The organism is Acinetobacter sp. UBA2063 (assembly GCF_002333245.1).
Classification (GTDB): domain Bacteria; phylum Pseudomonadota; class Gammaproteobacteria; order Pseudomonadales; family Moraxellaceae; genus Acinetobacter; species Acinetobacter parvus.
This window is the reverse complement of record NZ_DDAH01000164.1, coordinates 10,218-23,261: the sequence shown is the minus strand read 5'-3', so window position 1 is coordinate 23,261 and position 13,044 is coordinate 10,218. Positions and strand designations below refer to the sequence as shown.

Here is a 13,044-nt window from a genome sequence, read left to right as displayed (position 1 = left end):
TCTAATGTATTTAATAAAGCTTCATGTGTATTAAATGCATCGTCATGTGCATGAAGCAGATTGAGCACAGGCTGACCTGATGCGCGAAGTAAACTAACATCGAATAATGCTTCACAAGCCGAATTTAAATAAAAAATATTAAGTTTACTATCGACCAATAATATGGCAGTCGTTAAATTATCTACGAGCAGTCGATAGTCGATAGTGTTATGTTGATCCATTTATGAATCGTCCTGTATTAAAATGGCGCAATAAATATATGTATAAATGAATAGCCATTCATGTCTAAAGTTTATGTAATGCAAAATGCAAGCCAACTTTTGATAGACTAAATTTCAACAACTTAGTTAAAAGATATGACGTTTATGCTGTATTTTTCACATAGATGCGGTTTTATCTGGATTTTATAATGTTCTAAATTGGTGCAATGTAGGATTTTATTTAAAAAATTGGTTGTATTTTGGTGCGTTGATTAAACTGTGCAATCCCCACCTGTTTTTATCACTCGAAAAGTCATACAATACGCCGATTCAAGCGGAGCGCAGATTCATGAAGACCCCCAAAGTCGGTTTTGTATCTTTAGGTTGTCCTAAGGCATTGGTAGATTCTGAACGAATTTTAACCCAGTTAAAAACTGAAGGTTATCAAGTGGCATCAGATTATGACGGTGCGGACCTGGTTGTTGTTAATACCTGTGGTTTTATTGAGTCTGCGGTACAAGAGTCGCTGGATGCGATTGGTGAGGCCATGAGTGAAAATGGTCGTGTGATCGTCACGGGCTGTTTGGGCAAAGATGAAGATAAAATCCGCCAAATGCACCCAAATGTACTGAAAGTGACAGGTGCGGCAGCCTATCAGGACGTGATGGAGGCAGTGCATGAGTATGTGCCTGCACCACCAAAGCACAACCCGTTTATTGATCTGGTTCCAGAGCAGGGTGTGCGTTTAACACCGAAGCATTATGCTTATCTCAAAATATCAGAAGGCTGTAATCACCGATGTACATTCTGCATCATCCCAAGCATGCGTGGAGACCTTGTTTCTCGTCCAGTAGGGAAAGTATTGGATGAAGCGGCAGCATTGAAACGTGCGGGTGTAAAAGAAGTATTGGTTATTTCTCAAGATACTTCTGCGTATGGTGTGGACACCAAATATAAGCTGGATTTCTGGAATGGCCAGCCTGTTAAAACCAAATTCTATGATATGTGTGAAGCACTTGGTCAGCTTGGTATTTGGGTGCGTTTACATTATGTCTATCCTTACCCACATGTAGATGCAGTCATTGACCTGATGGGGCAAGGTAAAATCCTGCCTTATTTGGATATCCCTTTTCAACATGCCAGTCCGCGCATCTTAAAATTGATGAAGCGACCAGCCCACAGTGAAAACACCTTGGAACGCCTTAAATTGTGGCGGGAAAAATGCCCTGAATTGGTGATTCGTTCAACTTTTGTTGTGGGTTTCCCTGGTGAAACTGAAGAAGATTTCCAAATTCTATTGGATTGGTTGAAAGAGGCACAGCTTGACCGTGTCGGTTGCTTTACCTATTCACCTGTAGAGGGAGCGACAGCCAATGATCTTCCAGACCATGTGCCTGAAGAAATCAAGCAAGAGCGCTATGAGCGTTTCATGGAAGTTCAGCAGGAAATTTCAGCGGCAAAACTGCAAAAGCGTATTGGTCAGACGATGACTGTCTTAGTGGATAGCCTGGAAGAAGAATTTCCAGTTGCGGTTGCCCGTTCTTATGCGGACGCACCAGAAATTGATGGCAATGTATTTGTTGAAGATATTGATAAAAGCGTGATTAAGGCAGGTGACCTGCTTGAAGTCGAAATTACTGATGCAGATGAATACGATTTATTTGCAAGGTTAATTCAGGTTAAATCTGCTTAACACAAGATATAAAGAAAATTTTGAGATTGATCGGTTTGGAGTAAAGGTATGTCAGCTTCTAAGAATCCACGTTATGCACGAATTTTGCTCAAGCTTTCTGGTGAGGCTTTAGCTGGAAATAAAGATATGGGTATTGATGCCCAGGTACTGGACCAAATGTCACTTTCGATTGCCCATCTGGTTGGCTTGGGTGTGCAGGTGGGTATCGTTGTTGGTGGTGGTAACTTATACCGTGGTAGCCAGTTGCAGAAAGATGGTCTGGTTGGTCGTGTAACAGGTGACCAAATGGGCATGTTGGCGACGGTGATGAATGGTTTAGCGATGCGTGATGCATTGGTGCGCCGTAATATCAAAACCCGTTTGATGTCTGCTTTGTCAATTGGTACGGTAGTCGAGTCCTATTCTAGCCGTGACGCGATTCGCCATTTAAGTCAGGGTGAGGTATGTGTGTTTGTTGCGGGCACAGGTAATCCATTCTTTACGACTGATACCGCAGCTTGTTTACGTGGTATCGAAATTGAAGCAAACTTGATCCTGAAAGCAACCAAGGTTGATGGCGTTTATAACAAAGACCCAAGTAAATATGAAGATGCAGTTAAATATGACAATTTAACTTTCGATCAGGTTTTGGATGAGAAACTTGGTGTGATGGATTTAACTGCAATCTGCCTATGCCGTGACCACAATGTGCCATTGCAGGTGTTCGATATGAACAAGTCTGGTGCATTGCTTTCTGTTGTGATGGGTGAAAAAGAGGGAACTCACGTCACGAATTAATATACGTGAACCATAAAGCGCTTTATACTACGTTAAATATTTTGTAATACCTCAGGAATAAGTAAGGAAGATCATATGATTAACGATCTCAAAAAAGACAGCGAACAGCGCATGCAGAAAACCCTTGAGTCTTTGGAACAGGGTTTTGCAAAAGTTCGTACTGGACGTGCTCATCCATCTATCTTAAATGGCGTGATGGTTCCTTACTATGGTTCAGATGTTCCATTGAATCAGGTGGCGAACGTGGGTGTTGAAGATTCACGTACCTTAATTGTTCAGCCATTTGAACGTAACATGGTGTCTGCGATTGATAAGGCAATCCGCGAAAGTGACTTGGGCTTAAACCCGATTACCACTGACTCTATTCGTGTGCCGTTGGCTGCCTTAACAGAAGAAACCCGCCGTGACATGCAGAAAGTTGCCCGTTCAGAAGCGGAGAATGCCAAGGTTGCCATCCGTAACATCCGTCGTGATGTTTTAGGTGACATTAAGGCCCTACTGAAAGAAAAAGAAATTTCTGAAGATGATGAGCGCCGTGCAGGTGAAGATATTCAGAAAATCACTGACAAGTTTGTTGCGGAAGTGGACAAACGTCTTGCAGCCAAAGAAGCAGAATTGATGAAGGTCTAATTATATGACCTCACAAGAAGAACAGCTTCTTCCCCAGCATGTTGCCATCATTATGGATGGCAACAATCGTTTTGCCAAAAAAAATCAGATGCAAAAAGGCGATGGGCACCGTGAAGGCAAAAATATCCTTGACCCCATTGTTGAGCATTGTAAAAGTGTCGGCGTAAAAGCATTAACGGTTTTTGCATTTTCAAGTGAAAACTGGAATCGACCACAGTATGAAGTCGATTTACTCATGAAGTTGTTAGAAGATACGATTCATGAGCAACTTCCTCGTATGGAAAAATTTAATATTGCTCTACGTTTCATTGGTGACCGATCACGTCTCTCAGGTCATTTAAGGGATTTGATGCAATATGCAGAACAAAAAACAGCCGCCTTTGATTCCATGACCTTAACTATTGCGATTAGCTATGGTGGCATGTGGGACATGGCGAATGCTGCAAAATGTATTGCTCAGGATGTTCTTGCTGGGAAAGTTCAAACAAACCATATAAATGTTGATTTATTTGATAAATATGTCAGTCTAAATGACCTGCCTGCTGTGGATTTATTAATTCGTACAGGGGGAGATTATCGCCTTTCAAATTTCTTATTGTGGCAAGCTGCATATGCAGAATTGTACTTTACAGAAACTTTATGGCCAGAGTTTACGGTCGAAGAATTGGATTACGCATTTCGTGTTTTTTCAGGGCGTGAGCGACGTTTTGGCAAGACATCCGAACAGATTCAACAAGTGAAAATAGAGAATTAATAATGTTAGAGCGGATAATTACCGCATTGGTATTAGTTGCAGTTGTTTTAAGTTGCATGTTTGCAACGCAATCACATTATCCAATGTTCATGCTTATGATTTTAGCGGCAGGGGTTGCAGGCTACGAGTGGTCTAAATTGATGCCACAGGCGTCGGCGATTGTCTCAAAACCTAAAGCCTGGGTATATGGTGGTTGTGTTGCACTGGTATCAACACTGGCATTGTTTTTTAATGATATTGCCTTACTGCTTTGGGTTGCATCCATTCTTACCTGGCTGGTGAGCATTTACTGGATTAAAAATTTCCCCGATGCTGATAACTGGTACAACGTTTCACTTCACTTGATTGGGTTTGTTTTAATTTCAGCCGCTGTTACTGCAATTTATGCTGTATGGCATAGCTCACCGTGGTGGCTGATGTATTTATTTCTATTGGTTTGGGGCGCTGACAGCGGTGCCTACTTTGTTGGCCGTAAGTTTGGTAAAAAGAAACTTGCCCCGAAAGTCAGTCCAAATAAATCCGTTGAAGGTTTATACGGTGGTATCGCCACAACAGTGATTATTATGCTGGTTGTACAATATTCCTATTTAAATTTAACCGCATTGCAGCTTATTTTATTCCTGATTCTTTCAGTCATTACCGTGTTTGCATCAGTGCTGGGTGACCTGTTTGAATCCATGATCAAGCGTCGTGCAGGGATTAAGGATTCTGGCCGTGTGTTGCCAGGTCATGGTGGTGTGCTGGACCGTATTGATTCACTGCTTGCGGCAGCACCTATTTTTGCTACGGGTATATATATTTTAAAACTGATTGGTGTAGATCTTTAAATGACTCAAGCTGTTTGCATATTGGGTGTAACGGGTTCAATTGGAAAAAGTACTTTAAAAGTATTGGAACAGCATCCAGACGATTACACCGTATTTGCAGTTTCTGCATATAGCCGTTTGGATGAACTTTTAGAAATTTGTAAAAAATACCATCCCAAAATTGTTGTGGTGCCGAATGAAAAAGCATTTGAGTTGCAACAACGTTTAAATCAAGAAAACTTAAAACATATCGAAATTTTGACTGATGAAGCGGGCTTAATCACTATTGCTGAGCATGCCGATGTTGACATCGTCATGGCTGCTATTGTTGGTGCGGCAGGTTTGTTGCCAACTCTTGCCGCAGTCAAGGCAGGTAAGCGTGTCTTGCTTGCCAATAAAGAATCTTTGGTCATGTCTGGCGACATCATGATGCAGGCTGCCCGTAAGCATAATGCACTGTTACTACCCGTTGATTCTGAACATAATGCGATTTTCCAGTCCTTGCCGCATGACTATCTAAATGCTGAAAGGACAGGCCAGCCCCAGTTGGGTGTTTCCCGAATTTTACTGACAGCGTCTGGTGGGCCATTTCTCAACCATTCATTAGAACAATTGCATGATGTAACACCACAACAGGCGTGTAAGCATCCAAACTGGTCTATGGGTCAAAAGATTTCGGTTGATTCTGCGACTTTAATGAATAAAGGGCTGGAATTGATTGAAGCGTGTCATTTGTTTTCAATATCAGAACATTTTGTTACAGTCGTGGTTCATCCACAAAGTATTATTCATTCCATGGTGCAATATGTGGATGGATCAACTTTGGCACAAATGGGTAACCCTGATATGTGCACACCAATTGCACATGCATTGGCCTGGCCTAAACGCCTGGCAACAGATGTTCCTGCGTTAAACTTGTTTGAGACTGCTCAATTGAATTTTCAGCAACCTGATATTGTCAAGTTTCAAGCATTGGACTTGGCTCGTCAGGCGATGCGGGCAGGTGGTTTGGCGCCTACAGTATTAAATGCAGCAAATGAAGTTGCAGTTGCTGCATTTTTGCAGCAAAAAATTCGCTTTACTGAGATTGCGCAAATTGTCGAGAACACTTTGCAAGTTGTACAAAATGCCAAAGCAGAAAACATAGACATCATTTTACAGACTGATATGATCGCTAGACAGGTTGCAGAGACGTATATTGTGGATATAGGGGGCTAAATCGTATGAATGCACTATTTATGATTGTTGCAGCGATTTTATTACTTGGTCCACTGATTGCAATTCATGAGTTTGGCCATTATTGGGTGGCGCGTAAATTAGGTGTCAAAGTCTTGGTTTATTCCATTGGTTTTGGCCCAACCTTGCTGAAATGGCAGTCTAAAAAATCTGGAATCCAATATCAGCTTTCTGCTTTGCCACTTGGTGGTTATGTCAAAATGCTGGACGAGCGTGAGGGCAATGTTGCTGAAAAGGACCTGCCTTACGCCTTTAACCGTCAGTCTCCGTGGAAGCGTATTGCCATCGTTGCGGCTGGTCCATTGATCAATCTTATTTTTGCCGTGTTATTGTTCTGGATTTTATTTTTACCAGCCCAGGAACAGTTGAATACCCGTATTGGCAAGATTATGCCCAATACTCCCGCAGCGCAGGTTGATTTGCAAGTGGGTGACAAAATTCTGGCAGTTGATGGTCAAACAACGCCAACATGGGAAAAACTTAATTATACCTTGGTCAATCGTGTGGGAGAGACAGGGCAAGTTTCCATTATTGTTGATCGTGCAGGTACTGAAAAGCAGTTTAGTTTACCAATCAAGGATTTCCTTAAGGATCAAAGCCAGTCACCTTTGGATGTATTGGGCTTCTTGCCTTATCGTCCAGTCATTCCTGCAACCGTGAAAGAGTTGAGTGCAGATGGTGCTGCTTCACGTCAGGGAATGAAAGTCGGTGATCGTATCGTTGCAATTGACAATGTTGTCATGAAAGACTGGTTTGATGTGGTTGATGTGGTTCAGAATTCACCTGAAAAACTTTTGAACATTGATGTGATGCGTCAGGGAAAACTGCTGCATTTGCAGGTGATGCCACAAGGTCAACGTGACAATATGGGCAATACCACAGGCGTGCTGGGGGTGAAAAGTGACGCGGGCAAGATCACCATTCCTGCTGAATACAAACAAACCATTCAGTATTCACCGATCGAAGCGTTGGGTGTTGCGGTAGATAAAACCACACAGCTTTCAGGCATGATCTTTAACTCAATCATCAAGATGGTGCGTGGCTTGATTGGACTGGATAATTTGTCAGGGCCAATTACCATTGCCAAAGTGGCTGGACAAAGCGCCGAAATGGGATGGCAGACCTTTATCTCATTTATGGCCTTGATGAGTGTCAGTCTGGGTATTCTCAATTTGCTTCCAATTCCAATGCTGGATGGTGGGCATTTGGTTTATTACTTTATTGAAGCCATTCGTGGCAAACCTGTTTCTGAACAAATACAGATATTTGGTCTAAAAGTTGGTATGGTACTGCTCGGTAGCATGATGCTTTTGGCTTTATTTAACGACTTCATGCGTTTATAAAAACGCAATTGGAATTTAACTTACTGGAAAATATATGGGCATGCGTCACACACATTTATTAATGCCTTTGGCACTGGTTAGTGCGATGGCAGTGGTACAACAAGCATACGCAGCAGATGAGTTTCTTGCACGAGATATACGAATTGATGGCCTAGTGCGTTTAACACCTGCAAGTATTTATTCGATGTTACCAATAAATAGTGGCGATAGAGTAAGTGATCCAGTGATCGCCGAGGCAATCCGTACCCTATATGCTTCAGGCTTGTTTGATGATATCAAGGCTTATAAAGAAAAAGATGTTCTGGTTTTTAAGGTTGTTGAACGTCCAGTCATTTCCAAGCTTGAATTCAAGGGTAATAAACTCATTCCAAAAGAAGCTTTAGAACAGGGCTTAAAGAAGATGGGCATTGCTGAGGGTGAGGTTTTTAAGAAATCAGCCCTGCAAACCATTGAAACCGAGCTGGAACAGCAATATACCCAGCAGGGTCGTTATGATGCCGATGTGACTGTGGAAACGGTTGCTCGTCCAAACAACCGCGTTGAGTTGAAGCTAAACTTTAATGAAGGTACGGCTGCAAAAGTTTTTGACATTAATATTATTGGTAATACTGTTTTTAGTGACAGTGATATCAAGCAGGTATTTGCCGTTAAGGAAAGTGGCTGGGCCTCTGTGGTAACCCGTAATGACCGCTATGCACGTGAGAAAATGGCGGCAAGCCTTGAAGCCTTGCGTGCCCTTTACCTAAACAAGGGTTATATCAACTTTAATATTATTAACTCTCAACTGAATATCAGTGAAGATAAAAAGCATATTTTTATTGAGGTTTCAGTTGATGAGGGTAGCCAGTTCAAGTTCGGCGAAACCAAGTTCCTCGGCGATGCATTATATAAGCCAGAAGAATTGCAGATGCTTAAGCTGTATAAAGATGGTGAGACCTATTCACAAGAAAAAGTAAACGCGGTTAAGCAACTATTGCTCCGTAAATATGGGAATGCAGGCTATTACTATGCTGAGGTAAACATCGTACCTGAGATTAACAATCAGACAGGTATTGTCAACCTCAATTACTATATCAACCCAGGTCAGCAAGTTACAGTTCGTCGTATTAACTTTACAGGCAATAGCAAAACAGCTGATGAAGTATTACGTCGTGAAATGCGTCAAATGGAAGGCGCGTTGGCAAGCAATGAAAAAATTGACTTGTCCAAGGTGCGTCTGGAACGTACAGGCTTCTTTAAAACGGTTGATGTCAAGCCTGTTCGTGTACCAAACTCAACTGACCAGGTTGACCTGAATGTCAATGTTGAGGAGCAGCACTCTGGCACAACCACACTTGCGGTTGGTTATTCTCAAAATGGTGGTGTGACATTCCAGGCTGGACTCAGTCAAACCAACTTTATGGGAACAGGCAATCGTGTTGCGATTGACTTGTCCCGTTCAGAAACACAGGATTACTATAATCTCAGTGTGACTGACCCGTACTTTACCATTGATGGTGTGAGCCGCGGCTACAACGTTTATTATCGTAAAACCAAGTTAAACAAGGACTATAACGTCAATAACTATGTCACTGACAGTGTTGGTGGAAGTTTAAGTTTCGGTTATCCGATTGATGAAAATCAAAGTTTAAGTGCTTCGGTGGGTATCGATAAGACTAAAGTCAGAACAGGACCGAGCGTTTCGACTTATATCCGTGATTATTTATTAGCGAATGGTGGTAAAACGACTGGAAGTTCGAGTTATTGTAAGGTGGATTTAGAGCCTATTATGGGGCCAGATCCGAATAATCCTGAGAAACAGATCGTGACTGGCTATAAACCATGTCCTGAAGATCAAATCCATACTTATGGCGATCAGTTTGAAGGTACGTTCTTAACCTATAACTTAAACTTAGGTTGGTCATATAACACATTAAACCGTCCGATTTTCCCAACCTCGGGGATGTCACATCGCGTTGGTCTTGAAATTGGTTTACCTGGCAGTGATGTCGATTATCAAAAATTAACTTACGATGCGCAAGCATTTAAATCACTTTGGGGTGGTTTTGTCCTTCGTGGTTACGGTAAGTTAGGCTATGGTAATGACTTGCCATTCTATAAGAACTTCTATGCAGGTGGTTATGGATCGGTTCGTGGTTATGATAACAGCTCACTGGGGCCTAAATATCCAAGTGTAAGTTTTCAGGAAACTGGTCAAAGCGATCCAGATCCTGAGGAAGTGGGTGGTAACGCACTGGTTCAGTTTGGTACAGAATTGGCGTTGCCATTACCATTTAAAGGTGACTGGGCACGTCAGGTTCGACCAGTATTATTTGCCGAGGGTGCGCAGGTGTTTGACACCAAGTGTGATGTGCCAAGCGGTAACATTCTGGTAAACAGCAGCAATGTTGATATCAAGCAGTATTGCAAGGACAACTACAATTTTAATTTTGACAACATGCGCTACAGTGTGGGTGTTGGCTTTACATGGATTACCATGATTGGCCCATTATCGTTGAGTTATGCATTCCCACTGAATGATAAGAAAGGCGATGATACCAAATCAATCCAATTTGAAATCGGTCGTACATTCTAAGTACGGCCTTAGTTTGAACTCTGCAAAACAGATAAGGGATGTAATAATGAAAACATTAACAATGCTGATGTTAGGTTTAGGATTAACGGTTTCAGCAGTTGCAAATGCGGGCGGTATAGGTGTTGTGGACCTGGCTAAGGTCGTTGAAAGCAGTACCTATTTAAAACAGCAAAATGACAGCCTGGGTCAATCAGTTAAACCGACTTCAGCTAAACTGGAACAGTTAGGTAAAGAGATTGAAAGCTTACAGCAAAAAGCCCAGTCCGCTAATCAGGCCGATTTACAGAAATTAAGTGGCCAGTATCAGGCCAAGGTCAATGAGTTTAATACGACTCAACAGGGTCTACAGACCAAAGTACAGACGACTTTGCAAACGATGAATACAAATTTTGAGAATCGTGTGAAACAGGCCGCTGAACAATTAAGAAAAGAAAATAACCTGGATTTTATTTTAAATAAAAATTCTACGATTGCCTCTGACGCTCAGTATGATTTAACTGATAAAATGATTCAAAAGGTTAATGCAATGAAATAATCAATGAATAGACGTAGTTATCGTTTAGAAGAAATTGCTCACCTTGTACAAGGTGAGTTTTTGGGTGAAAAAGACTTCGAAATTTTTAACTTAGCAAGTTTAGAACAAGCACAAAGTCAGCACATAAGTTTTGTAAATGGTGATAAGTATTTAGCACAGGCTGAGTCAAGTCTTGCTGGCGTTTATATCGTCACACCGACATTAAAAGCGCAATTGAAAGATAAGAAAAACTTTATTATTGTTGAAAATCCTTATTTAGCTTTCGCAATGTTAACCCATGTTTTTGCAAAAAAAATAACTCAACGTGGAATTGAAAGCACAGCCCAGATCCATCCTTCAGCTATCATCGCAGATGATGCCTATATTGGTCATTATGCTGTAATTGGTGAAAACTGTGTGGTTGGTGCTAACACGATTATTCAAGCTCATGTATTTTTAGATGATCATGTTGAAGTGGGCAAAGATGGTTTCATTGATACTCATGTGACGATCACAGGCGAAGCAAAACTTGGTGATCGTGTTCGTATTCATGCAAATACAGTGATTGGCTCTGAAGGTTTTGGTTTTGCACCTTATCAGGGGAAATGGCATCGAATTGCCCAGTTGGGTTCTGTTCGTATCGGAAATGATGTTCGTATCGGTTCAAATTGCAGCATTGATCGTGGTGCTTTAGATGACACAATTTTAGAAGATGGTGTCATTATTGATAACCTTGTGCAAATCGCGCATAACGTTCAAATTGGTCAACATACAGCCATCGCTGCAAACACAGCAATTGCTGGAAGTGTCCGAATTGGCAAAAACTGTATTATCGGTGGTGGCAGTGCAGTTGCAGGGCATTTAAATATTGCGGATAATGTGACGCTTACTGGAATGTCAATGGTCACAAAAAGTATTTCTGAGGCGGGAACCTTTTCTTCGGGAATTGGACTGTTTGAAAATAGTCACTGGAAAAGAACTGTGGTACGCCTTAGACAATTAGCAGATGTGCCATTGACCCAGATCACCAAAAGGCTTGATCATATGCAAGCTCAATTAGAGTCCCTTGAATCAACCCTTAAGTTACGTAAATAATTTATTATGACCGAGTCAACATTTCCAGCATTCACAATGCCTGAATTACCGATGGATATTCTTACCATTCGTGAATATTTACCGCATCGTTATCCTTTCCTGTTAGTCGATCGAGTTACGGGAGTCACTGAGAACAGTATTGTCGGTTATAAAAACGTATCTATCAATGAAGAGTTCTTGCAGGGACATTTCCCAACCTACCCAATTATGCCAGGTGTACTCATCATTGAAGCACTTGCCCAGGTTTCAGGTATATTGGGTTTTGTTTTGACAAATCAGAAGCCGAGTGAGGGTTCCTTGTTTCTTTTTGCTGGTGCGGAAAAAATAAGATTTAAGAAACAGGTTGTTGCAGGTGACCAGCTTATCTTAAAATCTGAACTTGTGATGCAAAAACGTGGTATTTACAAGTACAATTGTACTGCCAGTGTTGACGGTATTGTTGCTGCAACAGCCGAGATCATGATTTCCCACCAAAAAATTGAGCAGACATGACTAGTCAAAATTTAATACATCCTACAGCAATAATTGACCCGTCTGCAAAAATTGCCTCTGACGTACAGATTGGCCCATATTGTGTGGTTGGGCCAAATGTCAGTATTGATACTGGTACAAAGTTACATTCGCATGTGGTCATTGGTGGTTTTACACGAATTGGTAAAAACAACGATATTTTCCAGTTTTCTAGCATTGGAGAAATTTGTCAGGATTTAAAATACAAGGGTGAAGAAACCTGGCTGGAAATTGGCGATCACAACTCCATTCGTGAACATTGTACCTTGCATCGGGGTACGGTACAGGATCAGAGCTTGACCAAAATTGGTAGTCATAACCTGTTGATGGTGAATACCCACATCGCCCATGATTGTATGATTGGGGACCATAACATTTTTGCCAATAATGTTGGTATTGCAGGGCATGTGAATGTCGGTAACCATGTCATTGTTGGTGGGAATGCAGGCGTTCATCAATTCTGCCGTATTGATTCATATAGCATGATTGGCGGGGCTGCACTCATTCTTAAAGATGTGCCAGCTTATGTACTGGCTTCTGGTAATCCAGCACATGCACATGGTTTGAACATTGAAGGAATGCGACGTAAGGGCTGGTCACGGGATACGATTCAGGGTTTAAGAACAGCCTATAAATTGATTTATAAATCAGGTTTGACCACTGAACAGGCCATTGCACAGATTCGTAATGAAGTTTTAGATAATGTGCCAGAAGCCCAACTGTTGATTGATTCTTTAGAGAAATCAACACGTGGGATTGTGCGTTAGGTTTAATTTCAATATAAAAAAAAAGACACTTCGGTGTCTTTTTTATTGGCTTAATTTTCTTCCTCAACAAACTGTTGTCGGTATTTTTTGGGAGACAGTTCAAAGGTGCGTTTAAACGCCTGGTTTAAATCAATCCCTTTAGGT

13 protein-coding genes are annotated in these 13,044 nt (G+C 41.5%); 12 read left to right on the top strand and 1 reads right to left on the bottom strand.

What is annotated here, in order from left to right:
• Positions 1-221 (bottom strand): PAS domain-containing protein (locus B4H32_RS07715; RefSeq protein ID WP_286801315.1); only part of this gene is annotated, 221 nt, incomplete at its 3' end.
• 328 nt (positions 222-549) lie between these two features.
• Here B4H32_RS07715 and rimO point away from each other — a divergent pair.
• From rimO to lpxA, 12 genes are all read left to right on the top strand, one after another.
• Positions 550-1,893, top strand: coding sequence for a 30S ribosomal protein S12 methylthiotransferase RimO (gene rimO / locus B4H32_RS07710; protein WP_262573124.1), 1,344 nt, complete (start codon positions 550-552; stop codon positions 1,891-1,893).
• Positions 1,894-1,941: 48 nt separating this feature from the next.
• Positions 1,942-2,670, top strand: a complete 729-nt coding sequence (gene pyrH, locus B4H32_RS07705; RefSeq protein ID WP_004677620.1) for a UMP kinase — start codon at positions 1,942-1,944, stop codon at positions 2,668-2,670.
• Positions 2,671-2,745: 75 nt separating this feature from the next.
• Positions 2,746-3,300, top strand: a complete 555-nt coding sequence (gene frr / locus B4H32_RS07700) for a ribosome recycling factor (RefSeq protein ID WP_004677618.1) — start codon at positions 2,746-2,748, stop codon at positions 3,298-3,300.
• A gap of 4 nt (positions 3,301-3,304) precedes the next feature.
• Complete coding sequence (gene uppS / locus B4H32_RS07695; RefSeq protein WP_004680833.1) at positions 3,305-4,054, top strand: polyprenyl diphosphate synthase; 750 nt, start codon at positions 3,305-3,307, stop codon at positions 4,052-4,054.
• A gap of 2 nt (positions 4,055-4,056) precedes the next feature.
• A complete protein-coding gene (locus B4H32_RS07690; protein ID WP_004680832.1) occupies positions 4,057-4,881 on the top strand; it encodes a phosphatidate cytidylyltransferase in 825 nt (274 codons plus the stop codon).
• On the top strand, positions 4,882-6,078 hold the full coding sequence (ispC, locus tag B4H32_RS07685) for a 1-deoxy-D-xylulose-5-phosphate reductoisomerase (protein ID WP_004680831.1): 1,197 nt from the start codon (positions 4,882-4,884) through the stop codon (positions 6,076-6,078). It begins immediately after the preceding gene.
• Positions 6,079-6,083: 5 nt separating this feature from the next.
• Positions 6,084-7,439, top strand: coding sequence for an RIP metalloprotease RseP (gene rseP / locus B4H32_RS07680; protein WP_004680830.1), 1,356 nt, complete (start codon positions 6,084-6,086; stop codon positions 7,437-7,439).
• A 34-nt stretch (positions 7,440-7,473) separates the two neighbouring features.
• Entirely contained in the window at positions 7,474-10,014 is a 2,541-nt protein-coding gene (gene bamA, locus B4H32_RS07675) for an outer membrane protein assembly factor BamA (protein ID WP_286801272.1), read from the top strand.
• 46 nt (positions 10,015-10,060) lie between these two features.
• A complete protein-coding gene (locus B4H32_RS07670; protein ID WP_267979452.1) occupies positions 10,061-10,549 on the top strand; it encodes an OmpH family outer membrane protein in 489 nt (162 codons plus the stop codon).
• 3 nt (positions 10,550-10,552) lie between these two features.
• Positions 10,553-11,623 (top strand): UDP-3-O-(3-hydroxymyristoyl)glucosamine N-acyltransferase, encoded by a 1,071-nt coding sequence (gene lpxD / locus B4H32_RS07665; protein WP_286801268.1) that lies wholly within the window; start codon positions 10,553-10,555, stop codon positions 11,621-11,623.
• A gap of 6 nt (positions 11,624-11,629) precedes the next feature.
• A complete protein-coding gene (fabZ, locus tag B4H32_RS07660; RefSeq protein WP_010589348.1) occupies positions 11,630-12,115 on the top strand; it encodes a 3-hydroxyacyl-ACP dehydratase FabZ in 486 nt (161 codons plus the stop codon).
• Positions 12,112-12,900, top strand: a complete 789-nt coding sequence (gene lpxA / locus B4H32_RS07655; RefSeq protein ID WP_286801255.1) for an acyl-ACP--UDP-N-acetylglucosamine O-acyltransferase — start codon at positions 12,112-12,114, stop codon at positions 12,898-12,900. Before fabZ ends, lpxA begins: the two co-directional genes overlap by 4 nt.
• Positions 12,901-13,044 lie beyond the last annotated feature (144 nt).

Bases quoted from the DNA above. Each gene is read 5' to 3' on its own strand.
- lpxA (WP_286801255.1), top strand. From the start codon at position 12,112: ATGACTAGTCAAAATTTAATACATCCTACAGCAATAATTGACCCGTCT.
- ispC (WP_004680831.1), top strand. From the start codon at position 4,882: ATGACTCAAGCTGTTTGCATATTGGGTGTAACGGGTTCAATTGGAAAA.
- B4H32_RS07670 (WP_267979452.1), top strand. From the start codon at position 10,061: ATGAAAACATTAACAATGCTGATGTTAGGTTTAGGATTAACGGTTTCA.
- rseP (WP_004680830.1), top strand. From the start codon at position 6,084: ATGAATGCACTATTTATGATTGTTGCAGCGATTTTATTACTTGGTCCA.
- pyrH (WP_004677620.1), top strand. From the start codon at position 1,942: ATGTCAGCTTCTAAGAATCCACGTTATGCACGAATTTTGCTCAAGCTT.
- bamA (WP_286801272.1), top strand. From the start codon at position 7,474: ATGGGCATGCGTCACACACATTTATTAATGCCTTTGGCACTGGTTAGT.
- fabZ (WP_010589348.1), top strand. From the start codon at position 11,630: ATGACCGAGTCAACATTTCCAGCATTCACAATGCCTGAATTACCGATG.
- uppS (WP_004680833.1), top strand. From the start codon at position 3,305: ATGACCTCACAAGAAGAACAGCTTCTTCCCCAGCATGTTGCCATCATT.
- frr (WP_004677618.1), top strand. From the start codon at position 2,746: ATGATTAACGATCTCAAAAAAGACAGCGAACAGCGCATGCAGAAAACC.
- lpxD (WP_286801268.1), top strand. From the start codon at position 10,553: ATGAATAGACGTAGTTATCGTTTAGAAGAAATTGCTCACCTTGTACAA.
- B4H32_RS07690 (WP_004680832.1), top strand. From the start codon at position 4,057: ATGTTAGAGCGGATAATTACCGCATTGGTATTAGTTGCAGTTGTTTTA.
- rimO (WP_262573124.1), top strand. From the start codon at position 550: ATGAAGACCCCCAAAGTCGGTTTTGTATCTTTAGGTTGTCCTAAGGCA.